The following is a 23,726-nucleotide window of genomic DNA, read 5'->3' as shown; positions in this document are numbered from 1 at the left end:
CGTTCCATCGCTGATTGTTAACCCTTACTTCAGTTTCGCTTCAGCGATCTGTACTTCAACGAAGTGCTGAATCAACGACACCTGCGGCTCTTGCTGGCGCAGGTCGTTGACCATTTTGCTCATGCGCTGCAATTTCTCGCTGGGTTTGGCCCATTCAGCTTTCGGCAGCGGAGCGGACCATGCCTGCATCGCCTCGGGCACGGCAGCGCGGCCCATGCTTTTGATGCGGCGGATTTCCCATTCGGTGAGGTGGTTGGGCAGGGTCCAGAGGGTCATGACGTGGTACAGGTACCACCAGAACGGATAACCCCAGCCGACTTCGCCCGCCTTGCGCCGACGGCGCATGCGTTCGCGAGCGTTGTAGAACGTGTGCAGCCCTTCATGCGGCGGATCGTCGGGGCCTTGCAGGTCGAGCGGGTCCTGGATCTCCTTGAGGGTGTGGACCTCGTACTCCATGTACGCGCGAATCGCCTCCCAGTTGCAGATGGCCAACTCAAAACCGCCGCAGTGAAACTCCAGGGTGTACTGCTGGTCGTGAGGCGGGTGGTAAAAACCGAGGCCCATAGCGTACTGGGTGTTCAGGCCATATTGGGTGACCCCTCGGGCCTGGACGACCCAGGCGGAGAGTGATTCCCAGGGGACGAAGATCGGTTCGGTTTGACCTGCGGGGACGAAACAGACTTCACGGCGCTGGCGGTTGAAGCGGGTGGGGACCAGGGTTTCGTATTTGGCGAGGTGGTTGAGGGAGATGATGATGCCGAGGGAGAGGATGGCGCCACCGCCCCACGCGCCAATTTGCAAGCCAGATGGAATCATACCCAATGCAAAGTCGACAGAACTTTTTAGATTCTCCCCTGCTACTAGTCCCATTAGGCCGAATATTGCTGGAGCCAAGAAAGCGGTCATAAAAAAAATGCTCAAAGGAACACCTAATGTTATGTGCCAGCCAAATACCGCCGGCATTCCTGACCCAAAGTCCATGTAGGTGTTATTGACTTCACCTACCGCATTTCCATAGTCCTGAGCCGGCACATCGGTGGGCAAAGGAACGGGGGCTAGATAAATAACCTGTCCACCAGGAAAATTTTCGATCATCCCGGCATACGGTTCACGAGTGATCGGTGGCGGCGCGTTAAGGAGCGGTTTAGCCATATCAGTCGTCCTCCTCTTGCGGCAGGTGGAGGGGATCAATCAGGGCGTCATCGCCGTCGTCTTCTTGACTCTCTCGTTTCGCTTCAGCGATCTGCACTTCAACGAAATGCTGAATCAACGAGACCTGCGGCTCTTGCTGGCGCAGGTCGTTGACCATTTTGCTCATGCGCTGCAATTTCTCGCTGGGTTTGGCCCATTCAGCTTTCGGCAGCGGAGCGGACCATGCCTGCATCGCCTCGGGCACGGCAGCGCGGCCCATGCTTTTGATGCGGCGGATTTCCCATTCGGTGAGGTGGTTGGGCAAGGTCCAGAGGGTCATGACGTGGTACAGGTACCACCAGAACGGATAACCCCAGCCGACTTCGCCCGCCTTGCGCCGACGGCGCATGCGTTCGCGAGCGTTGTAGAACGTGTGCAGCCCTTCATGCGGCGGATCGTCGGGGCCTTGCAGGTCGAGCGGGTCCTGAATCTCCTTGAGGGTGTGAACCTCGTACTCCATGTACGCACGAATCGCCTCCCAGTTGCAGATGGCCAACTCAAAACCGGCGCAGTGAAATTCCAGGGTGTATTGCTGGTCGTGAGGCGGGTGGTAAAAACCGAGGCCCATGGCGTACTGGATGTTCAGGCCGTATTGAGTAACCCCTCGGGCCTGGACGACCCACGCGGAGAGTGATTCCCAGGGGACGAAGATCGGTTCGGTTTGACCGGCCGGGACGAAACAGACTTCACGGCGTTGGCGGTTGAAGCGGGTGGGGACGAGGGTTTCGTATTTGGCGAGGTGGTTGAGGGAGATGATAAGGAACATCAGAAGAACAGCGCCGCCGCCCCATGTACCTATTTGCAAGCCTGAAGGAAGAAAGTCCAAAACAACGTCTCTAGCCTCTTCTAAGCTACGTCCGAGTCCAAGGTCCATTAGACCGAAGGTCAAAGGGCCAACGAACGCGGTCAGGCAAAAGCAAGCAAACGGCCCTCCTAGCGTCATCTGCCAACCAAATACAGCAGGCAATCCGAGCCCAAAATCCATGTAGGCGTCGTTCACCTCACCTACAGCATTGCCATAGTCCTGAGCCGGCATATCGGCAGGCAAAGGAACGGGGGCCAGATAAATAACCTGGCCGCTGGGGAAGTTTTCGATCATTCCGGCATACGGTTCACGACTGATCGGTGGCGGCGCGTTAAGCAGCGGTTTAGCCATATCAGTCGTCCTCCTGTGGCAGTTGGAGGGGATCAATAAGGTAAAAAGTGCATTTCTCCCCTTGAGGTTCAAGGTTCTTATCAGCGATCTCACCGCCTTGGCCGTCGAGATGTACGCGGAATTGATAAACGTTGAGTAAGTAAGCGCCATCCTCGGGGCTAAAGTCTCCAAGCTCAACGGTCACCACTAACTCGTCGCGCTCGGTGGCGGTTGGGCGATATTCGCGAGTGGGTGCCTCAAACTCCAGAACCAAGGGTGTCGCTTGTTTGATCCGAAGTTTTTGGATCAGGGCGTCAGTCGCGACAGTCCAGCGCTCTACCGGGTTGACTCGCGTGGTGTGAGTGCGTACTTCATAGCCGCCGATCCGGAGCGCGGTTTTGGCTTTGCTGTTGCCAAAAGGTTTCATCAAATCGGCACTGGAGGTGGTGGGCAGGTGCAGCACTATCCGCGTTGTCGACGGGGTGTTTTGATCATCAGGTTGCTCGGGCCTCACTTCGATTTTTGGGGCCTTGACCTGAACGTGCAGACTTTTTTGGTACTCGCTTAGCGGCAGCGACAAACGTCGATCCGTATCTCTGCTCCAGGGAGTAGTCTGCAGCCATTGATCATGGCGACTGAGGTTATAGCGGTTGTAAAACCAAGTGCCCGACAGCTCTAGCGCGGTAATCAGAATGCCGGCTACGTTGAAACGGAAAAATACCGTGGCCAAACGAGGGCCAGCTACCGCCCAAGCGGTTGCGCGAGCTTGGGGTTGCCAAATAACGGCCAGAACGTCTTTCAATGCCATACCGCTTTGTTGCAAGCCGTAAGCATTGTTCAGAAAAGCGGCGCTGTTTCCGGTCATGGTCAGGGCTGCTCCTGCCTGAGCACCAGCATTACCCTCGCGAGTCGCGTCGAGCCAGTTATTGTGTGAAGCATTCAGGTTGATCAGAGCGGCAACCGCACCGGAGAAGTAGCCAACGAGGCCCAGACCAATATGCAGTTTCCCCATCTGCACATGTACGCCTTTCAGCTCAGCCGCTTTTAGGTTTTTGCCTAGCTGGACTGCGTGTGCACCGAGTGCGGTATCGGCTATTCCTTGGGCAGCGCCGAATCCGGCAGCTGCAGTTGTCAAAAATGCACTCCACACGGGGCCTTTATTCTTAACGGGCTCGGGTTGTGAGCCAAACTCCCTGTAAACCTGCACAAAATTCACCAACTGCGCCGCAAACACCAGCAGCCCAGCCCCATCCCCCAACAACCCGGCTGTAGGCGCAGCCCTCACCCCCTGCCGATAGTTATCCAGCAGCGACCGTACCTGCGCCTGCTGCTCGGGAGGAAACACCAAGGCCAACCCCGGCGTGCCGGCCGTCGCTGTTTGCAGGTGCACCGCGCCCTCTGGCAGTTCACGAATCGGGCTCAGCATCCGGGCCAGTCGCTCTTCCAGAACGTTAAGTTTCTGTTGAGTTTCAGGCCGCTGGTTTTCCAACTCTTGAGCCAGCCAGTGATCTTTTTCCGCACGATAGCGACGGGCATTGTTGTTCAGGGAACGCAGGTATCTACGTTTCGCCTGCACCTCCTTGACCGTCTCACCCAAGGCTTTCAGGTCATCGGCATCGGCCACTTGAAAGCTGACCTTCTCGCGCCGGGCCGCGTCGAGCAGGGAAACCCCGAAGGTCTTGGGCAGGTAGCGAAACAGTGCCTCGATGTCCGGCATCTGGCCTTTGTCCAAGGCCTGCATGAAGTCGTGCAGCCCTTGTTGCACGCCCCACTGCACGGCGGGGGCGAGGGTGCCCCAGGCGGCGGTGGCGTTGACTTGGGTGGCGTGGGGCAGGGTTTCGATGTCCGGCAGATGGCCGACAAACAGTGTTTTCAGCTTCTCGATCCACTCCGGCGCGCTTTTAAGCAGTCCCCAGCCCGCGTTGGTGAACAAGGCGAATTGTGCGGCCAGTTCGGTCTGCACGCTCAGCGGCAAGGTAAAAAACAGTGACCGACTCTGATGCGGGTTGCGGTTGAGCCAGGCAACAATGGTGTCGTTGGCGGTGTCACTGCGGCACAGGTCTTTCAAACAGTCGTATTGGGTGAGCAAGGCGTGATCGATCTGCTCCGGATCGTTGGCGTCGTAATACCAGGCGGCGCGGTGGAAACGGTTGTGGGTCAGCATCTCCAGTCGGTCATAGGTGATGCGATCAAGCAGGGTGTTCCAATGCGCGAGCTTGGGGCGTTGCGCCTTGAGAAAAGCGTCCATGCGCGGACGGTCGATCAGGTCGTTGATCCCGCGCTGGCCCCAGCGGGCGCCGTACAGCAGGTCTCTTAGTCGCTTGTCCTGTTTCCGGTGCAACTTGGCCAGGGTTTGCCAGTGGGTGGCAATAAACTCAGGGTCGGCGGTGGCAAGTTTTTGCTTGAGGTAGTAAAGCTCGACGGCTTTCTCCAGCTCGCTGGCCATGTTGTAGCCAATGGCTCGCACCGGGCCGATCTGGATGCTTTTTAGCTGGGCCTTGAGGTCGGCAGGATGGTCAGGGTCGGAAACACCGGGCAGCGGATTGGCAACCGGATCAAGGTTCAGCACCTCCAGCAACGCCTGCCGCGTTTCACTACGTTGGGGTTCGGGCAGCTTTTCCAGATCAAGCAATAACGCCTTGAGCGCAGGGTCATCGGTGCTCTCGGCCATTTTTCTGAGGTTGGCGGCACTGATCTGGCTCAGCGATTCGATGTAGCAGCCCAGCACGTAATCACGCTCCGTATGGCCCTCTTCCTGGCCGCTGCGGGCCCAGTCATTGATCCAGCCCACCACCTTGTCCTGATAGTTCGCCAGGTCGCGCATTACGCCGATATCATCCCGCACGGCGAGGAACAGGAAGTCGCTTTTGTGCTCGTTGCTGACCTGGCTGGTCAGCTCCTCGATCAAGGTCTGACGAAACAGCGGTGGGTGTTCCCACAGATACGGAATGTTTTCTTCAGGGGTAAGGCCTTGATGAGGGGCATCGTGATCCCGCGCCACCTCGGCCAGCCATTTCTTCGCGTGCCGCTCATGCAGCAGCGGCGCGACGATGTGTTCGCTGTTGACCGGCGTCAGGTCGATACGCTGCATGAAGTGCTCGCGCTCGGTGGCGCTATCGAGCACCTGCCGGCACTTGGCGACGGTCCACTGCACCTCCGAGTAGGCGACATGCAGCACGCTGCGCCGGGAGAAGATCATTTCGGGTGGATCGCCCAGGAGCGGGCGATGCGCTTTGAACGCCTTGCCGGTGAACAGCCAGTACTCCAGCGAGCCGTCCTTGATGCTGTACTCACTCAGCATGCCGGTAGCGCTGTCGATCACGTACAGATAACCGTCACGCAGCATGCGCAGACCCAAGGGGCGGCTTTGTAGCATGTAAGGCATCGCCAGATCAGCGCTCGGATCTAGGCTGTCTTCAACCAGGCCGTAACGTACCGGCAGCAGGTGAATGGTTTTTTGCAGCAGCGGACAAACGCCGACTTCACCGAAGGGTGTGGCGCTTTTGGATTGGGCGACCAGGATGGCCATGTGGCCGCGTGGGGTCATGAAGTCGGTCATGGCTGGCTCCTTATTTGGGCCAGATTTGCGATGGTTTCGGCCCGCTCGGTGCCGGGGTAGTTGGGGTTATGCTGCAAAAGGCTGGCAATTAAGCGGTCGTCCAGTAACGCCTGTTCACTCATAAATCCGTGAGCGGTCGCATACAGATAGAGCTCTTTTTCACTTCCAAAACCGTGCTCGATAGCACGGCGCGCCAACGCCTGCAGATGCTCCCAATACTGCTGGTCCGTTAAATCTGCCTGGTAGTCAGGGAAGTAGTGCTTCATGTGCCGGGAGAGTTCGGTCAACCGTTTGCCAAAACTGGCGTCGTCGAGACTGTTCCGCTGCTTTTCGTTAAGTCGGTAGGGTGCATCGTGTTTCGGGGGCGGCATTTCGCCGGGGCGGGCGTAGCAATGCCAGCCGCTACGCGCAAGGTCTGCGGTGAAGATATGCCGGCAGGGACCGAACAGCACAGAGTCTGGATATTCCGCCCCAAACAGGGCATCTGCCACTGGCGGGTAGGCAATGCGCAGCAGCATGTCTTGCCCGGACGGGCACTCAATGACGGTCAACCAGCGCAGATGCGCAACCACCTGCTCCCAAGGCTCATCGCTGACCAGCAGATAGCCCCATTGCTGATCGACGTTTTCCAAGAACTGCGCAAGCGTCGGGTCGCCCGCACTTTTCAGGCGGACAAGGCAGGGGGACAGGTCTCTAAACTCGGCAAGCCGAGTGGTGAGATAAAGCACGTCCACCCTTGGAATCTCGGCCCACTCGAATAGACGCGGCAAAAGCTTCTCGACCTGTACGGCATCTAGCAGCAGGCCGACGCTTTGTTGCCAGGGGAGATCTTCTGGCAACGCGATCCGTTTAGCAGTGGCCGATCCCATTCGCACAATCCTTCGCGTTTCTCGAAAGCGACGACTATGACGGGAATAGAGAGAGGGTTATGTCGGCGGAGGGAGTAGCAGGAGGTAAGACTTTTCCCTAAGTTGCAAAAAAGCCCTGCCAGTTGAAGGGCAGGGCTTTTTTTCGAGCGACAGGCTGATTTAAACCGTTTCAGCCCACAGGTCGTATTCGTCAGCGTCTGTGACCCGGCACATGACTTTGTCGCCCGGCTTGAGGTCCTGGTCACTGTCGATAAAGACGTTGCCGTCGATTTCAGGTGCGTCGAAGAAGCAGCGGCCTACGGCACCACCGTTTTCGTCGATTTCGTCGATCAGCACTTCAATCTCTTTGCCGACTTTCAATTGCAAGCGTGCTGCGCTGATGGCTTGCTGGTGAGCCATGAAGCGGTCCCAACGGTCCTGCTTGATCTCGTCCGGGACGTGATCGCCCAAGGCGTTGGCTGGTGCGCCTTCGACCGGGGAGTACTGGAAGCAGCCTACGCGGTCGAGTTGGGCTTCGGTCAGCCACTCGAGCAGGTATTGGAAGTCTTCTTCGGTTTCGCCAGGGAAGCCGACGATGAAGGTCGAACGGATGATCAGGTCCGGGCAGATTTCGCGCCAGTTCTTGATTCGCGCCAGGGTCTTGTCTTCGAAGGCAGGGCGTTTCATCGCCTTGAGGATTTTCGGGCTGGCGTGCTGGAAGGGGATATCCAGATACGGCAGGATTTTCCCGGCGGCCATCAGTGGAATCAATTCATCGACGTGCGGGTACGGGTAGACGTAGTGCAAGCGGACCCACACCCCGAGCGTGCTAAGGGCTTCGCACAACTCGGTCATGCGTGTCTTGACCGGCTGCCCGTTCCAGAAGCCAGTGCGGTATTTGATGTCGACGCCATAAGCGCTGGTGTCCTGGGAGATCACCAACAGTTCTTTGACCCCGGCCTTTACCAGACGCTGGGCTTCGTCGAGCACATCGCCGACCGGACGGCTGACCAGCTTGCCGCGCATCGACGGGATGATGCAGAAGCTGCAGCTGTGGTTGCAGCCTTCGGAAATTTTCAGATAGGCATAGTGGCGTGGCGTCAGCTTGATGCCTTGAGGTGGCACCAGATCGATCAGCGGGTTGTGGTCGAGGTTTGGCGGCACGGCGTCATGAACGGCGTTGACTACTTGTTCATACTGTTGCGGGCCGGTAACGGCCAGCACGCTAGGGTGAACCAGGCGGATCGCGCTTTCTTCTACGCCCATGCAGCCGGTAACGATAACCTTGCCGTTTTCAGCGAGGGCTTCACCGATCACTTCCAGGGACTCGGCCTTGGCAGTGTCGATAAAGCCGCAGGTGTTGACCACCACGACGTCGGCGTCCTGGTAAGTGGCCACGATTTCATAGCCTTCCATGCGCAGTTGGGTGAGGATGCGCTCGGAATCGACCAGAGCTTTGGGGCAACCCAGGGAAACGAAGCCAACCTTAGGGGCGGATGGCGTGGTGACGGTGGACATGGCGAACCTCGGCATTGGGGGGCGCCCGGGCACATGGCCGGGGACACTGACTGGGCGCTGGGTGCGCCTCTGATCAAAAAGTGCGCAATTCTAGCGGCGAGACCATAGATTGACCAGCTTTATGCAGAGAATTACGACGAGTGCTGCGCTATGCTTCGCGGCGTTACGCCCGATCGCATCAATGGCGTTAATTGATATCGGTAAAAACGGCGCTCGCTCAGGCACAGCATTGTGTTTTTGGAGCCCAGGTCTTGTTGTAGGAGTGGTAAATGGGTCAGGCAATGAGTCAGGCAGATGCTGGGCATAATTCGGCAAAACCGGTGGGGCTGCTGATCGCGGCCGTCGGGGTAGTTTATGGCGATATTGGCACCAGCCCCCTGTACACCCTTAAAGAGGTGTTCTCTGGGGCGTATGGGGTACCGCTCAACCATGACGGTGTTTTGGGTATTCTGGCGCTGATTTTTTGGTCGCTGATCTGGGTGGTTTCGTTCAAATATATGTTGTTTGTCCTGCGCGCCGATAACCAGGGCGAAGGCGGCATCATGGCGCTGACCGCGCTGGCGCGGCGGGCGGCCTTGCCGTATCCCCGGTTGCGCAGCATGTTGGTGGTCTTCGGTCTGATCGGTGCGACGCTATTTTATGGCGATAGCATGATCACCCCCGCGATTTCCGTGCTCTCGGCGATAGAAGGCATGGAGCTGGCGTTCGACGGGCTTGAGCGTTGGGTGGTGCCGATCTCGTTGATCGTATTGGTGGCCCTGTTTGTGCTTCAGCGCCACGGTACGGCGCGGATCGGCATTCTGTTCGGGCCGGTGATGGTGACTTGGTTTCTGGTGCTGGCTGCGCTTGGCATCAACGGGATCGTGGAGCATCCCGAAGTATTGAAGGCGTTCAACCCCATTTGGGGCGTACGCTTCTTTATCGCTCATCCTGGCCTCGGTGTAACGGTACTCGGTGCCGTGGTGCTGGCGTTGACGGGGGCTGAAGCGCTGTACGCGGACATGGGCCACTTCGGCCGCAAGCCGATCGCTCGCGCCTGGTTTATCCTGGTGTTGCCAGCGTTGGTCCTGAATTATTTCGGTCAGGGTGCGTTGTTGCTTGACGATCCGGAGGCGGCGCGCAACCCGTTCTATCTGTTGGCACCCAGCTGGGCGTTGATTCCCTTGGTGGCGTTATCGACGCTTGCGACGGTGATCGCTTCGCAAGCGGTGATTTCCGGCGCGTTCTCCATGACGCTGCAAGCCATCCAGCTCGGGTACATCCCGCGCATGCACGTTCAGCACACCTCCAGTGCTGCCCAAGGCCAGATTTATATTGGTGCGGTGAACTGGTCGCTGATGGTGGGCGTGATCCTGCTGGTGTTGGGCTTTGGGTCCTCTGGCGCACTGGCTTCTGCTTACGGCGTTGCCGTGACGGGCACCATGCTGTGCACCTCGATTCTGGTTTCAGCGGTGATGCTGCTGCTGTGGAAGTGGCCACCGATTCTGGCGGTTCCAGTGTTCGTAGGCTTTCTGTTGGTCGACGGTCTGTATTTTGCCGCGAACGTGCCAAAAATAGTGCAGGGCGGTGCATTCCCAGTGTTGGCAGGGCTTGTCCTGTTCATCCTGATGACCACCTGGAAGCGCGGCAAGCAGCTGCTGGTGGACCGTATAGATGAAGGGGGGCTGCCGTTGCCTATCTTTATCAGCAGTATTCGTGTGCAACCGCCGCATCGGGTGCAAGGTACGGCGGTGTTCTTGACCGCTCGCCCCGACGCAGTGCCGCACGCCTTGTTGCACAACCTGCTGCACAATCAGGTATTGCATGAGCAGGTGGTGCTGCTGACGGTGGTTTACGAGGACTCCCCACGCGTCCCGACGAGTCGACGTTTCGAAGTCGAGGGGTATGGCGAGGGGTTCTATCGGGTGGTTCTGCACTTTGGTTTCATGGATGAGCCGGATGTGCCCGCCGCGCTGAAGCTGTGTCATCTGGACGAGCTGGACTTCAGTCCGATGCGCACCACGTACTTCCTTAGCCGCGAGACCATCGTCGCTGCCAAGCTAGAGGGTATGGCGCGCTGGCGTGAGGCGTTGTTCGCGTTCATGCTCAAGAACGCCAACGGCAACCTGCGCTTCTTCAATCTGCCGTTCAACAGGGTGATCGAGTTGGGCACCCAGGTAGAGATGTAAGGCTAGACAGGTAAGGCACAGAAACGAAAAAGTCCCCGAGCTGCAAAGCTGCGGGGACTTTTTGTTGGTGTGGCGCGAAGCCGGTCTGGGTCAGCCTTGTTTGGCTGAGGTTTTCCCTTGGCGCTTCTCAATGGCATCGATCATGCGCCTGGCCAGGGCCGGGTAGTTTTCATCGAAGTGGTGCCCGCCCGGCAGCTTGAGCTTTTCGCCAACCGCGGTCGCTTCGGTGCAACCGCTCTCGGCATCCTCATCCGCACCATAAACGCACAGCACTTTTTCAGCGGGCAGCTTAGCCATCTCAGGTCCTGTGGGTGCTTCCTTGCCTGCAGTCCCCAGCCAACCCTCGACCATGATCTCGAAACTGCCGCTGCGCGCGAATGCCAGCAAGATGATCACGTCGACGCGTTTTTGCTCATCAGGGGCCAGGCGGTTATAGATCGCCGGCAGGACATCGGCGCCGAACGAATAGCCGGTCAGCACGAAACGCTTGGTGCCCCATTTCTGCCGGTAGTGCGCCATTAACTCGGTAAGGTCCAGGGCGCTTTGTTCAGGAGACTTGTGCTGCCAGTAGTAACGCAGGGTGTCGATGCCGACCACCGGGTAGCCGATCTTGGCCATTTCACCTGCCACGTCACGGTCCAGGTCGCGCCAGCCACCGTCCCCGGAAAGGAACAGGGTCACGGTGTCAGTCGTCTGTCCGGCCGGTACCTCCACCACTGGAATGTTCAGGCCGCCATCATTGTCATCGGCGACCAATTGGTGGCGAAGCTGGCTGTTGAGTACCTGTGGCAGGTGGATGTCGTAGTCGCTGATGCTGTTCTCGGCATTGGGTTGATCACGCACGAAGGTAGCGGCGGCATCATCCGGGCCGTCGTTCCAGGCAACCAGCCAGTGGCCATGTGCGGCAGTTTTTGGCAGATCGTCATTGCAGCCAGGTGGCTCGAGCGAGAAACCTACCGAGATCGCTTGAGCCTTGTCGTCGGTTTGTCCCGCCAGCCAGCGCCAGGCCAGGGTTGCGCCCGGACCGATGCCCGCGACCAGTGTGGGCGCGTCGTTGAGCTTTTCTATGCCTGCGTTGAGGGTTTGCTGCTGCAGGGCGCAGTTGTCCTTGGGCAGGGTTACCTGCACGACTTCGGCGTCGGCGTCCTGACTCAGTGCCAGCAGTTGCTTGTCCGTCAGGCCTTCATCCGCCAGGACGGCCAAGGCAACGTAGGCGTTGGCGCTGGTGCCGGGCAAGACCCGAGTCAGCGCGGCACCATTCTCGAGTGTCAGGTGTTCGAGACTTGCTTCAGGCTCGGGACGGTTCCACAACCAAAAGCCAAGTACCAGTGCTAGAACAATCAGGGCTGCGAGCAAAAATCGCCAGTAGCGTTGAATCATCAGCGTTTCACCAATCCGGTCAGGCCGCCTGCAATCAGGGCGGCAGTGTCAGCCAGCGCCACGAGCGGATCAAGTCCGGCGGGCACGGCCATATAACGGGGTTCCCAGTCAGGCTGGAACTTGTCTTTGAAGCGACGCAAGCCTTGGAAGTTATACAGTTGCTCGCCACGGCGGAATACCATCGAGCCAAGACGCTGGGTCAAGGGTGCACCGCGTCGCGGTTGCAGGCCGGAAAGCGGCACCATGCCCAAGCTGAAGCGTCCATAACCTTGCTCTTTATAGTGCAGAATCAAGCCGACCATCATAAATTCCATGGTCAGTTTGGGTGCGTCGGGGTGAGCGCGCATCAAATCCAGGCTGGCCAGTTCATGCCGGGATGTTTCCAGCAGGTTGGCGAACGCGACAGGCCTGCCTTCGAAATGGATGATCGCTATACGGAAATGCTGCAAATATTGCGGGCTGAAGCGGCCCAGGGAGAAGCCTTTCTCTCGGACATTCTTGCCAGTGAGCCAGGCATCTGAAATCACCTTCAGTTCGTCCAGCGGTGCCTGACCGACCTCATGGATCTCCAGCGACAGGCCATCTCGCCCACCGCGGTTCCAGGTATAGCGCAGGTCTTTCATTTCCTTGCCTTTGGCGTCGATGTCAAAACGCTTCAGGTCGACCCGTGCTTCTTCGCCCAGTTTGATCGCCGTCAAGCCGATGTCCATGTAGAACGGCAGATTCTCCGCGCGCACCTGATAGAACACCGGTCGAGCATGATGGATGTCACACAGGTCGCGGAACTGCCAGATAAGTTCTGCGCGTTGCTGTGTTGGGCCAATCGGGTCATACAAGGCCACCAGGCTGCGGCCACGACGTGCGTACATCAAGAAGGCCTTGCCACTAGGGTGTAGCAGCAGTGCTTTGTCACCGGTCAATACAAGGCCGCCATCGGGCTGATCGGAAGCATTCACGATCTCGGCGGCTTTGGCCAGTTCTTCGGCATTGGGCAAGGTAATGACCGGACGTGCGGTGCGTAATAGCCAGGTCAGTGAAACGATCACCAGCAATACCGCGCTGCCCAAGGCTGAGCGCAAGGCCCGCGGGGCATCGGAGTTGAGGGTGAACTGCCACCAGAGCTGATGGCTGTACGGTACGTCTTGATAGGCGAACAAGAGCAGCCAGATCGACGCCCCCAGTACGCACATGCTGGCCACCAGATACAGCGGCGAGAATGGCAACTCAAGCAAGCGACTGGGCCGATAGAACGAATGCCGGAAGATCCCCAGCAGCCCGGCGGTCAGGGTCAGCAGGCTGGCCTCTTCCCAGTCGAAGCCCTTGAGCAGAGACAGCAGTGCGCCGACCACGAGCAGCACAGTCGTCAGCATCCATGCCGCCGATAGACGGCGGCGCAGACCTTGGGCCAGCAACAAGCACAATACGCCAATCAAGCTGGCGCCGAAGTGCGAGGCATCAATCAGGCGGTGCGGGATTAAAAAGCCAACGTGTTTCAAGCGCGTATCGATTTCAGGTGTGGCGCCGGAAAACAACAGGACCACACCCGACAGAAACACCAGCAACGCCAGGATCGGCGCAGCCAGACCCGAAGCAACGCGTATAGCTTTGCGGGTGGGCAACACGCGTTGGGCTTCAGTGACCAACAATGCCACGCACGCCAGCAATAACGGCAGGACCACATAAATCAGGCGATAAAGCAGCAAGGCGGCTGCCAACGGTGCGGCGCCCAGTTGATCGGCAAAGGCGGCGAGCAAAATCGCCTCGAACACGCCTACACCACCGGGTACATGGCTGAGCACGCCTGCGGCCAGGGCAAGCAGGTAGACCAGCAAGAAGGCGCCAAAGGGCGGCGCGTCGGGCAGTAACAAATAAAGCACGATGGCTGCAGCGCCGACGTCCAGCGCAGTGATGACCAATTGCATCAACGTCAGGTTCAGGCCAGGCAGGCGCAGAGTGCGACGCCCTGCGCGGACCAGCAGGTTGTGCGGGATCGGCTGTTCAGGCAGGCGACGGCGGTAGATGCCTACGGCCAACAATGCACTGAGCGCGAGAATTGTCACGGCCACCGCTGCAAGCACCGACGTGTGCAAATGCAGGGCAACGGAAGCGGCTGGCAGATTGCTCAGGGTTGCCAAGGCTGCAAGCGGGGGCAGGGCGCAGCCAAGTGAAAGGCTTGCAAATAAGGTCATGCGCGCGACTTCTACAGCGCCCAGACCATGACGAGCGTAAAGCCGGTAGCGAACCGATCCGCCAGACAGCAGCGACAGTCCTACTGCGTTACCAATCGCGAACGCGGTAAAGCCGCCGAGGACCAACGTGCGTGCAGGGAGTTGAACGTTGGCGTAGCGACTGGCCGACCACTCATAGCCCAGTAGCACCACAAAGCCGACGGCAGTCGCGGCCAGGGCGCCTCCCAATGCAGGCAGCGGAACGCTCAGCAGCGAATCGTGCAGGGCGTAGAGGTCCAGCTCACTCAATAGGTGGCGACAGGCGATCAGCGCAATAGAGAACAGAAGCAACGTTACCGCGAGGCCCAAGGGTTGGCGATATTTGCTCAGCAGTTCCAACCAGTGCAAACGAGTCGGCGCAATCGGTTGAGTGGCAGTGACAGGTTCATTGGAATCGGACGAATTGGCGCGCATCAATCACTCCTTGGATCGTGCGCGACAGGATGGAGGTATACAGACAAGTTACCAATCCCTACGCAGAAAATATTTCGAAATATTAGCGTGTCACAGTCTACAGGACGAATGTAGCGGATTCGTTTCAGCCGGCTATTTGGCCGACAGATACCTATCCTCTGGATCGACAATTCTGACAAGTGTTTCTGATCACTGTTCCGATGCTTTTCGGTCAGGCACAAAAAAGGCCACTCTTTCGAGTAGCCTTTTCTGATATTTGGTTGCGGGAGCCGGATTTGAACCGACGACCTTCGGGTTATGAGCCCGACGAGCTACCAGACTGCTCCATCCCGCGTCTGTGTGGCGGCATTCTACAGCGGAACGGTGGGGTGTCAATCGTTAATGCGGCATAAGCGACAAATAAGCGTAAATAACCTGTCGGATCGGTTAAGTGCTCAGTGCGCAAAGGGTTTTCCTGATGGGTGTCCTTTGTCTCTCATCGGTCTATTCCTGGTCACTCCACAGCGAAGGGGGAGGGCAAGGTTGGATGTGATGAAATCGCAGACACAAAAAAGGCCACTCTTTCGAGTAGCCTTGTTTGATGTTTGGTTGCGGGAGCCGGATTTGAACCGACGACCTTCGGGTTATGAGCCCGACGAGCTACCAGACTGCTCCATCCCGCGTCTGTGTGTCGGCATTCTACAGTGGAACGCCGGGCTGTCAATTGTTAATTTCAGAAAAGTGCTTTTCCTTCAATCGCTTAGCGATGCCAATAGAGTGCGCGAATCGGCTTGAGGGCGCACAGGGCGGACCTGACAGGGTGATTAGGGTCATTTTTTCCGACCTTTCGTACATTGCTTTCAGTATCGTGAGTGCCACATTTCAGCGTGGGTGAGATACTGCGCAGCCCACAGCATTCATAACCGCACCTCATGACGCAGCGCAAAATCATCCACGTCGACTGTGACTGCTTCTACGCCGCCATCGAAATGCGCGACGATCCACGTCTTGCTGCCAAGCCGTTGGCGGTAGGCGGTTCGGCGGACCGGCGCGGAGTGATAGCCACCTGCAACTATGAGGCGCGGGCTTATGGCGTGCGCTCGGCCATGTCGTCCAGGTATGCCTTGACGCTGTGTCCCGACCTGACCATCGTCAAGCCGCGCATGGATGCTTATAAAGAGGCTTCCCGTGAAATTCAGACCATTTTTCGCGATTACACCGATCTGATCGAGCCTCTGTCATTGGATGAGGCTTTTCTGGATGTCTCGGACAGCAGCCATTTCTCGGGGAGTGCGACCCGAATCGCTCAGGACATCCGTCGCCGTGTCTCCAATCAACTGCACATCACGGTGTCGGCCGGGGTGGCCCCTAACAAATTCCTCGCAAAAATTGCCAGTGACTGGAAAAAGCCCAACGGTCTGTTTGTGATTACCCCGGATCAAGTAGAAGCGTTCGTCGCCACATTGCCGGTGAGCAAGTTGCACGGCGTCGGCAAGGTGACCGCGGACAAGCTAGGCCGACTGGGTATCACCACCTGCACGGACCTGCGCGACTGGAATAAATTGGCCTTGGTGCGCGAGTTCGGCACGTTTGGTGAGCGGTTGTGGAGTCTGGCGCGCGGGATTGATGATCGGCCGGTGCAGAACGACAGTCGGCGTCAGTCGGTAAGCGTCGAAAACACCTACGATACGGATTTGCCGGATCTGGCCAGCTGTCTGGAAAAACTGCCGGAGTTACTCGCAACGCTTGCTGGGCGAATGGCGCGCGTGGACGACAGCTACAGAGCGGGTAAGCCTTTCGTCAAAGTGAAGTTTCATGACTTCACTCAAACTACCCTGGAGCAGTCAGGGGCGGGGCGTGATCTGGATGGTTTTGAACAACTGCTGACCCAGGCATTCGCTCGAGGTGATAAGCCGGTGCGCTTATTGGGCATCGGCGTACGTCTGCAGGATCTACGCGGTGCCCATGAGCAGTTGGAGTTGTTTACGCGTTAGCTGCTCGGCCCTGGATCGGCCACCAGGCGCCCGGCGTCTTTGGTCAGCGATTTAAGAAATTGCTGTTGCAGTTCGGGGTCGTTGCGCGTCAGTTCGATCAGGCTTTGTTCCAGCTCGCTGGCTTCTTCTTCCATGCCCAGCTCCGAGAGACGTTTGACCCGGTGCACCCATTGGCTGACTTCGTCATCCTCCAGGTCGTCGTAGATCAATGCGTGAGCTTCGCGCAATTTGCCGCGCAATGAATTGCTGATCGGCAGGGTGGCGCTGATGCGTGCATTGTCCTGATCGTCCGCGACACTGATCTGCAAGCGTGTGATGTGATTGAGTTCCTGTTCGGCAAAAGGGCTGTCGAGCAGGTTCAGGCGCAATACCCCATTGCGATCGGTTGTCAGATCGTAAGTGTGCGCGCCAGCCTTGACCTCGACCGGGCGTTCGCTCCATGGCAGGCTCGAATACTCAACCCGCTTGTCGTGCTGAACCTCATCAATACTGGAAAGGTTCTGCTGCGCCCGGCCATGGGACTGCACGTTCATGAACGGATTGAGCCCGGCAAAACCGTAACTGATCCAGTCTTTGGTCATGCTGTCCGGTAAGCGTCCAAGCATGACCACGTTGAGAATATTGGCCCCTATACCGCCCACCACTGCAACGGCGCCCAGCGGGATTTCATAGGTCTCGCGCCAAGGTTGGTAAGGGGTATAGCGATCATAGTTGCGGGTGACTTCGAACTCGGTGACTTCGAACGTCTTTTGATCATGAATCCGCACGCGACGTTGCGGCAGCTCAAGCATCTTGGGCTCACCGATATCGACTTGCAGGCTGTGATTGAGCAATTTGCGCTCGACGCGCTCTTCGTGCTCGCTGCGTGGTGACAAGTGGTTGGCACAACCGCTGACGAGCAGGGTGCCGCACAGTGCGGCACTGCCGAGGCTTAAGGTGCTTCGCTTGAGCATGTGATCTCTTGATACGGAAAATGCGGGTCTTGCCTTGTCATGCGTCGATGGCGAGGGCGCACACGCTTTCACGTGCGCGCCCCGGACTCAGCGGCGGATGCGGGCTTGAAGAAAGGACAGGACGTCGGCCACAGGCAAGGCTTGCGCCTGAGCTTCGGTACGGCTCTTGTACTCAAGGTTACCTTCTGCAAGGCCGCGGTCGCTGACCACTATGCGGTGCGGAATGCCGATCAGTTCCATGTCTGCGAATTTATTGCCGGGGCTGGTTTTTTTGTCGCGATCATCCAGCAGCACTTCAAAGCCGGCTGCGGTCAGTTCGGCGTACAGCGTGTCGGTTGCTTCGCGCACTGCCTCGGTTTCATAGCGCAATGGCACCAGGGCAATCTGGAAAGGTGCCAGGGCATCGTTCCAGATGATCCCGTTTTCATCGTTGTTCTGCTCGATGGCGGCTGCCACCACGCGAGAAACACCAATGCCATAACAGCCCATGGTCAGGGTTACAGGCTTGCCGTTTTCGCCAAGCACCTGGCACTTCAAGGCTTCGCTGTACTTGGTGCCCAGTTGGAAAATGTGCCCGACTTCGATGCCACGTTTGATTTCCAGCGTGCCCTTGCCGTCCGGGCTTGGGTCGCCAGCTACCACGTTGCGCAGGTCGGCCACGGCGGGAACCGGCAGGTCGCGTTCCCAGTTGACGCCAAAGTAGTGCTTGTCGTCGATGTTGGCGCCGATGCCAAAATCGCTCATCAGTTCGACGGAGCGGTCGATGATGCAAGGCAGTGGCAGATTCAACGGGCCAAGCGACCCTGCGCCAGCGCCGATGGCGTCACGCAGTTCGGATTCGGACGCCATGACCAGCGGGCTGGCGACCTGTGGCAGGTTGGCGGCTTTGATTTCGTTGAGCTCGTGGTCGCCACGAATGATCAGCGCGATCAATTTGCCTTCTTCAGTTGCATGGACCACCAGGGTTTTGATGGTCTTTTCAATCGGCAGGTTGAAGCCTTCCACCAGTTGCGCGATGGTCTTGGCGTTTGGTGTGTCGATCAGGCGCAGTTCTTCAGTGGGTGCCTGGCGTGACTGTTCGCGCGGAACGGCCTCGGCTTTCTCAATGTTCGCGGCGTAATCGGAGCTGTCGCTGAACGCGATGTCGTCTTCGCCAGACTCGGCGAGTACGTGAAACTCATGAGAGCCCGCGCCGCCGATGGAGCCGTTATCGGCTTCGACCGGGCGGAAGTTCAGGCCCAGGCGCGTGAATACGTTGCAGTACGCCTGATGCATCCGGTCGTAGGTAGCCTGAAGCGAAGCCTGGTCGACATGGAAGGAGTACGCGTCTTTCATGATGAATTCGCGGCCACGCATCACGCCAAAGCGTGGGCGGGTTTCATCGCGGAATTTGGTCTGGATCTGATACAGGTTGATTGGCAGCTGCTTATAGCTATTGAGCTCGTTGCGTGCCAGATCGGTGATGACTTCTTCGTGGGTCGGGCCCGCACAGAATTCACGGTTATGTCGATCTTTCATGCGCAGCAATTCTGGGCCGTACTGTTCCCAGCGCCCTGATTCCTGCCACAACTCAGCAGGCTGGATGCCAGGCATCAATACTTCGAGCGCGCCAGCAGCGTTCATCTCTTCACGAACGACAGCTTCGACCTTGCGCAAAACCCGCAAGCCCATGGGGAGCCAGGTATAAAGGCCGGAAGCGAGCTTGCGGATCATGCCGGCACGCAGCATCAGCTGGTGGCTGACGACGACTGCATCGGAAGGGGTTTCTTTCTGTGTGGCGAGCAAATATTGACTGGTACGCATGGTAGGCCGTTGTCGGTTGCTGAGACTAGAAATGACCTCGCATTGTACGGGGGTGATCCCGTTGCGTACAGGGTAAGGCTGGTACAACGAACGGTGTTCTGCCAGCTTAAAAAATGTTGCCTGGAAAAACTGCGTAAAAAAACCCGGCCTGAGCCGGGTTTTTTGATTACGAGACGCGGACTGTGATTACAGAACCGAAATCGGGTAGTCGACGATCAGGCGGAACTCATTGTGGTCGCCGTCGATCTGTGCGGCGTCGGCAGAGTGCCAAGCCTGACGGATACGGAACGACAGATCCTTGGCGGGACCAGTCTGGACAACATACTTGGCTTCCAGGTTGGTCTCGTGGTGTTTCACGTCGTTTGCGGTGGCCCGAGAGTCACTGTAGTAAGCGCTGTCGGCGCTGATTTTGGTGTAGTCGATATCCCAACCGTAAACGTAACGGGTCATAAAGGTCAGACCTGGAACGCCGAAGCTAGCCATGTTCAGGTCATAACGGGCCTGAGCCGATTTTTCACCCGGGCTGTTAAAGTCGGAGTATTGGATGGAGTTGGCGAGAAAAATCGAGTCTGAACCACGGTTGTTGTCACCCACACCGACGTAGTCGAACATCGAGTTACCGTTAACTTTCTGGAAAGCAAGGGTTACAGTGTGTGCGGTCAAGAATGAATATGCAGCCTGCAGCGAGAACGTGTTGTTGGTGATGCCGCCAGCTTTAGCGCTGCCGGTATCGCGGGTGTTGTAGTAGTTGAAGTCAAACGCCAATGACTGAGTGTCAGACAGGGGCACGATGTAGTTCAAGTTGGCGTAGTACTGCTTCCAGACGTCTTCCAGCTTGGAGCCGTATAAAGAAGCCGACAGGCTGTCAGTGATGGCGTACTTGCCGCCAGCGTAGTCGATTGATTTGGCGCTTACGTTAGTATATGCAGCCCACAATTCGCCGTCGCTGTTCATCTGGCTTTCGCTGGATGCGGAGGTAAAGTGACCTGCTTCTACGTCCAGCCCACTGATTTCGCTGCTCATCAGCGTGACGCCGGTAGCAGTTTGCGGCAAGAGACGCGAACCGCCGATAGCGAATACTGGGGAGGTGGTCGGCTGTTGCTGACCGATTTCCAGCATGGTTTTCGAGATGCGGACCTTCAGTGCTGCGCCGGCTTTACCCATGCTGCCCTGAGTTTTGTCATCGGAGCTCAGAGCGGTATTGTTAGTGCCGGTGTGACCGTCGCCGCCGTCGAGCTTGATGCCCAGGTCGCCGAAAGCGTCAACACCGAAACCGACAGTGCCCTGGGTAAAGCCGGAGCTCAAGTTAGCCCGGAAGCCTTGAGTCCAGTCAACAGAGTCATTGTGGGGAGTACCATCGGCATCATGGCCCTTGTTGTCGCGGTTGAAATAGTAGTTCCGCAGCAGCAGGTTCAGCGTGGTGTCTTGTACAAAGCCCTTGCTATCAGCCTGGTCAGTGACGAAGGCTGCCGCCGTTGCCAACTGAGTAGTGCCCGCAGTAACTGCTAGGGCGATTGCGCTCCACTTCATCACTCTCATCGTGATTTGCTCCTTTGGTTTTTTAAGAAGAGTTGCCGCCATCCCACCTGTTTTTTTATCTGGGAGGCTCTTTCTTTTTGTGTCGGCGCAAACTTATATCACGCTGACCATGTTGGCGATAGTTACAAACCTATCCTTTCGGTATCTGTGCGGCGGTGTCGCAAATGTAGGTTGTCCATGTCGCAATTGTGTAGCTCCTGTTATCAAACCCCACAACTACGGCGGTATTTTTTGAGGGCTTAAGCATAGGTAAAAATATTCTATGCACAGCCGTTCAAACACTCCCTGAATCATGCGCTGCCGTTTTTATTCATCTCCTGAGGTGCTTTCTGGGTACCGAGCACTCTGGTGGACTCTGGTGTGTGACAAAGCAACAACCGTGCACAAAGATCATAAACGATGACATTTTTTTCACAAATCATCATTCCTAAGCTTGGTTTTTTCATTAAGTGATTGATTTTTATTGTTTTTATTTCATGTTTTTTTAGAGAAAAAAACTGGAAAATGCGTGACAACCCGCTGAGGGCCTTGAAAGCGTTACCGGTCGGTCTGACGTGTTGGGTAGATTCAGCATGGGTGGCGCTGGGTTGAAAGGAAAAGTGAGTCTTTTTGGTGCGCGGTGTTACGAGCGTGCTTGATGTTAGGTCCTTGGGGGCGACTATAAGGCGCAGGGACGGCAGTTTCGCTGACCTTTTGTTGCCGAAAAATGACCAGGCAGCATCTTTTTGGGCTGTCTGACTGGAAACTGATCTACATTCAAAGGGCAGTATCAGGCCTTGCCGAGAGGGGCGTAGTGTGCCAAATCAGTGCAGATGGCCGTTGCGCGCGCCCTGCGGGTGTCTTTCAGGGTTTTTGGTCTGTGGCCCAGTGTGCAGGCTGGCCTGCGTGGGTCGCCAGGGTGTCCAGATTGAGGGTGGGCAGTGAATGACGACCCATTCCCGCGTATCCTGCGGGGTATTGCTGGATGACTCCGCAGTTCGGGGCGTCTAGCTAAAAACTAACCAGTTGATCAGGAGTTTTGCGGTGTTCGTTCTAGATCCGCGTCTGGCGCAAGATACTGTGCCCCTTGGCGATTTCCCCTTGTGTCGTTTGTTGTTATCCAATGATTCGAATTACCCATGGTTCATTCTTGTGCCGCGCCGTGCAGACATCAGTGAATTGTTCCAGTTGGACGCGGCGGATCAGTTGCAACTGTGGCAGGAGACCACTGCGCTCTCGAAAGCACTCAGCGATGCATTCAATGCCGACAAGCTCAATGTCGCGGCATTGGGAAATATCGTTAGCCAGCTACATATGCACGTTATCGTTCGTTATCGGGAAGATGCAGCGTGGCCCGCGCCTGTTTGGGGTAAGCATCCGGCACAGCCTTATACTGGCCAACAACTGTCTGCCCTCCGCGATCGCTTACAGTCGGTATTGACAGATGATTTCCATTTCGAGGAGGAACACGCATGAGCCTTGAACAGCGTATTAACGAGTTGGAAAGTCGATTGGCCTTCCAGGACGACACGATTCAGTCGCTCAATGATGTTCTGGTCACCCAGCAGCGTGTGGTCGAGCGTTTGCAGTTGCAGATGGCTGCACTGCTTAAACGTCAGGAAGAAGCCGGCAATCAGTTCGATACGTTCGAGGAGGAGGCGCCGCCTCCGCACTACTGATTTTTTCTGGCCGATAAAAAACCCGCGATCTCGTAAAGAGAGGCGGGTTTTTTTTGGTGGGGGTGATTTTAGCGACGTGGCAGTGCTGCAATCACATCTTCGGCTTGCAGGCCTTTATCGCGATTCATCACAGAGAACTCTACGCGCTGGCCTTCTACCAGTACGCGATGGCCTTCGCCCCGAATAGCGCGGAAGTGGACGAAAATATCATCGCCGGAGTCGCGGGAAATGAAGCCAAACCCTTTGGATGTGTTGAACCACTTGACGGTCCCGGTATCGCGGTTGGTCATGTCGTGGCTTTGTGCAGCAGGCGAAGGTGACGATTGATAGAAGCTGACGGCCAAATGCAGCAGCACTGCAATAAGGACGCTGATCAGGCTGACAATGATCGCCGGTTGGCCAGCAATGGTTTGCAGTGGAACAAGCAGGGTCAAGGTTTGAAGGATGACGGCAAGCACGAGAAGACCGCTGACCAGATTTTGCAGCTGATGACGTGGGCCTCTATTCCAGTAAGGGATGACGGGGGCAAGTAACAGGTTGAGTAAGCCGAAAAGCGCCAGGTAAAGCGCATCGGGTTGCAGGAGGTAAGAAGACAGGGCTTCACTACGCAGGCTAGGGATGAAGGAAAGGAGCAGGGCAGCTGCACCTGTTAGCAAGTGGACGATTTTCAACATTTTAATAAACTCACATTAAGACGGATCACGAGGAAATAGCTGATTACGCTCGGTACGCTTCTGAATAATAGGAGGCGTAATGCACGAACGGTGAGTCAGCCTATGCGCTACAGCCAAGCGGCACGTCAGTAGCGACACGCGTCTATTTAACAGCAAAGCCGAGGGCTACTCAAATCAACCGCTTAGCGCTGCTTGAGTCCTGATGCCCAGATAGTTTGATGCGGGGCGGTGGTTTGCTTGCCGATAGCTGGTTTAGAGCGGTCGCCGTCAGGATCGTGAGGGACGGCAGTCGGTTCGTTCCGGAAAGCGAGGCGGCTGTTCGTCGGTTTGCCTGTGACGCCACCCTTTTAAGCAACGATTTTTCGGCGTTTGCGGCCTTTTGCGAGAAAGGGCTTTTTTGACTGTAGGGCGTCAGACCGATGGGAGGCTGTACTGTGCGGGTTCTCTTTGTAGCGCAGTCCTGCATCGGGTTGGTAAAACCATCCTATAAAATAAAAGGGGGGAAAGTGGCGGTCGATATCGGCAGTGGCGAAGAAGATCGTTAGTCGATGATAGACGGTATTTTTGTCAGCTATCAGACACGCATGTCATTTATTTTAAAACACATAACGTTTATTTGCGCGTCAGGGTTTCGGTGTTTAGCCTCCTGCATGTGGTGTTTTAAAAGGCGGTGCAATGAGCGGTG

Annotated in this window: 15 protein-coding genes and 2 tRNA genes; 4 read left to right on the top strand and 13 right to left on the bottom strand. The window is 57.0% G+C overall.

Going from position 1 to position 23,726, the window contains the following annotated elements; all coding sequences use genetic code 11:
* Positions 1 to 24: 24 nt before the first annotated feature.
* The 5 genes from AC1MEA_RS00830 to rimO all read right to left on the bottom strand — a co-directional run bounded on the left by AC1MEA_RS00830 (position 25) and on the right by rimO (position 8,251).
* Entirely contained in the window at positions 25 to 816 is a 792-nt protein-coding gene (locus AC1MEA_RS00830) for a hypothetical protein (RefSeq protein WP_480916373.1), read from the bottom strand.
* Between the two features lie 337 nt (positions 817 to 1,153).
* Positions 1,154 to 2,347: a hypothetical protein gene (locus AC1MEA_RS00825; protein WP_480916372.1), complete on the bottom strand. Its 1,194-nt coding sequence runs from the start codon at positions 2,345 to 2,347 to the stop codon at positions 1,154 to 1,156.
* A gap of 1 nt (position 2,348) precedes the next feature.
* Positions 2,349 to 5,885: a toxin VasX gene (locus AC1MEA_RS00820; protein WP_480916371.1), complete on the bottom strand. Its 3,537-nt coding sequence runs from the start codon at positions 5,883 to 5,885 to the stop codon at positions 2,349 to 2,351.
* Positions 5,882 to 6,754 carry a DUF4123 domain-containing protein gene (locus tag AC1MEA_RS00815; protein ID WP_480916370.1) on the bottom strand — a complete coding sequence of 291 codons (873 nt, stop codon included), beginning with the start codon at positions 6,752 to 6,754 and terminating at the stop codon, positions 5,882 to 5,884. The genes AC1MEA_RS00820 and AC1MEA_RS00815 overlap by 4 nt, the downstream gene beginning before the upstream one ends.
* A 159-nt stretch (positions 6,755 to 6,913) precedes the next feature.
* Entirely contained in the window at positions 6,914 to 8,251 is a 1,338-nt protein-coding gene (gene rimO, locus AC1MEA_RS00810) for a 30S ribosomal protein S12 methylthiotransferase RimO (RefSeq protein ID WP_449632840.1), read from the bottom strand.
* Positions 8,252 to 8,520: 269 nt separating this feature from the next.
* On the opposite strand from rimO, the gene AC1MEA_RS00805 reads away from it, so the two are divergent.
* Positions 8,521 to 10,419 carry a potassium transporter Kup gene (locus tag AC1MEA_RS00805; RefSeq protein WP_480916369.1) on the top strand — a complete coding sequence of 633 codons (1,899 nt, stop codon included), beginning with the start codon at positions 8,521 to 8,523 and terminating at the stop codon, positions 10,417 to 10,419.
* A gap of 90 nt (positions 10,420 to 10,509) precedes the next feature.
* Here the strand turns inward: AC1MEA_RS00805 and AC1MEA_RS00800 are convergent, their stop codons facing one another.
* The 4 genes from AC1MEA_RS00800 to AC1MEA_RS00785 all read right to left on the bottom strand — a co-directional run bounded on the left by AC1MEA_RS00800 (position 10,510) and on the right by AC1MEA_RS00785 (position 15,103).
* On the bottom strand, positions 10,510 to 11,799 hold the full coding sequence (locus AC1MEA_RS00800) for a virulence factor family protein (protein ID WP_480916368.1): 1,290 nt from the start codon (positions 11,797 to 11,799) through the stop codon (positions 10,510 to 10,512).
* Positions 11,799 to 14,441 carry a bifunctional lysylphosphatidylglycerol flippase/synthetase MprF gene (mprF, locus tag AC1MEA_RS00795; protein ID WP_480916367.1) on the bottom strand — a complete coding sequence of 881 codons (2,643 nt, stop codon included), beginning with the start codon at positions 14,439 to 14,441 and terminating at the stop codon, positions 11,799 to 11,801. The genes AC1MEA_RS00800 and mprF overlap by 1 nt, the downstream gene beginning before the upstream one ends.
* Positions 14,442 to 14,698: 257 nt before the next feature.
* Positions 14,699 to 14,775 (bottom strand) — tRNA-Met (locus AC1MEA_RS00790).
* 251 nt (positions 14,776 to 15,026) lie between these two features.
* Positions 15,027 to 15,103, bottom strand: a tRNA-Met gene (locus AC1MEA_RS00785).
* 249 nt (positions 15,104 to 15,352) lie between these two features.
* Here AC1MEA_RS00785 and dinB point away from each other — a divergent pair.
* Positions 15,353 to 16,414 carry a DNA polymerase IV gene (gene dinB / locus AC1MEA_RS00780; protein WP_480916366.1) on the top strand — a complete coding sequence of 354 codons (1,062 nt, stop codon included), beginning with the start codon at positions 15,353 to 15,355 and terminating at the stop codon, positions 16,412 to 16,414.
* Here dinB and AC1MEA_RS00775 read toward each other — a convergent pair.
* The 3 genes from AC1MEA_RS00775 to AC1MEA_RS00765 all read right to left on the bottom strand — a co-directional run bounded on the left by AC1MEA_RS00775 (position 16,411) and on the right by AC1MEA_RS00765 (position 20,709).
* Positions 16,411 to 17,367, bottom strand: a complete 957-nt coding sequence (locus AC1MEA_RS00775) for a hypothetical protein (protein ID WP_449632835.1) — start codon at positions 17,365 to 17,367, stop codon at positions 16,411 to 16,413. The two genes, dinB and AC1MEA_RS00775, sit on opposite strands and share 4 nt — an antisense overlap.
* An 87-nt stretch (positions 17,368 to 17,454) precedes the next feature.
* Positions 17,455 to 19,170, bottom strand: coding sequence for a proline--tRNA ligase (locus tag AC1MEA_RS00770; RefSeq protein ID WP_480916365.1), 1,716 nt, complete (start codon positions 19,168 to 19,170; stop codon positions 17,455 to 17,457).
* A 186-nt stretch (positions 19,171 to 19,356) separates the two neighbouring features.
* On the bottom strand, positions 19,357 to 20,709 hold the full coding sequence (locus AC1MEA_RS00765) for an OprD family porin (RefSeq protein ID WP_480916364.1): 1,353 nt from the start codon (positions 20,707 to 20,709) through the stop codon (positions 19,357 to 19,359).
* Between the two features lie 1,023 nt (positions 20,710 to 21,732).
* Between AC1MEA_RS00765 and AC1MEA_RS00760 the strand changes: the two genes are divergently transcribed.
* Positions 21,733 to 22,164, top strand: a complete 432-nt coding sequence (locus tag AC1MEA_RS00760; protein WP_480916363.1) for an HIT domain-containing protein — start codon at positions 21,733 to 21,735, stop codon at positions 22,162 to 22,164.
* On the top strand, positions 22,161 to 22,367 hold the full coding sequence (locus tag AC1MEA_RS00755; RefSeq protein ID WP_219061294.1) for a SlyX family protein: 207 nt from the start codon (positions 22,161 to 22,163) through the stop codon (positions 22,365 to 22,367). Before AC1MEA_RS00760 ends, AC1MEA_RS00755 begins: the two co-directional genes overlap by 4 nt.
* Positions 22,368 to 22,435: 68 nt before the next feature.
* Here AC1MEA_RS00755 and AC1MEA_RS00750 read toward each other — a convergent pair whose 3' ends face one another.
* Positions 22,436 to 23,041 carry a cold-shock protein gene (locus AC1MEA_RS00750; protein WP_219061295.1) on the bottom strand — a complete coding sequence of 202 codons (606 nt, stop codon included), beginning with the start codon at positions 23,039 to 23,041 and terminating at the stop codon, positions 22,436 to 22,438.
* Positions 23,042 to 23,726 lie beyond the last annotated feature (685 nt).

Source organism: Pseudomonas sp. ASL8 (assembly GCF_056680355.1).
Note: the sequence above shows the minus strand (reverse complement) of the source record. Positions and strands in the feature narration are given on the sequence as shown.

Coding starts and splice junctions, on each gene's coding strand:
- AC1MEA_RS00830 (WP_480916373.1), bottom strand. CDS start 816: ATGATTCCATCTGGCTTGCAAATTGGCGCGTGGGGCGGTGGCGCCATC.
- AC1MEA_RS00825 (WP_480916372.1), bottom strand. CDS start 2,347: ATGGCTAAACCGCTGCTTAACGCGCCGCCACCGATCAGTCGTGAACCG.
- AC1MEA_RS00820 (WP_480916371.1), bottom strand. CDS start 5,885: ATGACCGACTTCATGACCCCACGCGGCCACATGGCCATCCTGGTCGCC.
- AC1MEA_RS00815 (WP_480916370.1), bottom strand. CDS start 6,754: ATGGGATCGGCCACTGCTAAACGGATCGCGTTGCCAGAAGATCTCCCC.
- rimO (WP_449632840.1), bottom strand. CDS start 8,251: ATGTCCACCGTCACCACGCCATCCGCCCCTAAGGTTGGCTTCGTTTCC.
- AC1MEA_RS00805 (WP_480916369.1), top strand. CDS start 8,521: ATGGGTCAGGCAATGAGTCAGGCAGATGCTGGGCATAATTCGGCAAAA.
- AC1MEA_RS00800 (WP_480916368.1), bottom strand. CDS start 11,799: ATGATTCAACGCTACTGGCGATTTTTGCTCGCAGCCCTGATTGTTCTA.
- mprF (WP_480916367.1), bottom strand. CDS start 14,441: ATGCGCGCCAATTCGTCCGATTCCAATGAACCTGTCACTGCCACTCAA.
- dinB (WP_480916366.1), top strand. CDS start 15,353: ATGACGCAGCGCAAAATCATCCACGTCGACTGTGACTGCTTCTACGCC.
- AC1MEA_RS00775 (WP_449632835.1), bottom strand. CDS start 17,367: ATGCTCAAGCGAAGCACCTTAAGCCTCGGCAGTGCCGCACTGTGCGGC.
- AC1MEA_RS00770 (WP_480916365.1), bottom strand. CDS start 19,170: ATGCGTACCAGTCAATATTTGCTCGCCACACAGAAAGAAACCCCTTCC.
- AC1MEA_RS00765 (WP_480916364.1), bottom strand. CDS start 20,709: ATGAGAGTGATGAAGTGGAGCGCAATCGCCCTAGCAGTTACTGCGGGC.
- AC1MEA_RS00755 (WP_219061294.1), top strand. CDS start 22,161: ATGAGCCTTGAACAGCGTATTAACGAGTTGGAAAGTCGATTGGCCTTC.
- AC1MEA_RS00750 (WP_219061295.1), bottom strand. CDS start 23,041: ATGTTGAAAATCGTCCACTTGCTAACAGGTGCAGCTGCCCTGCTCCTT.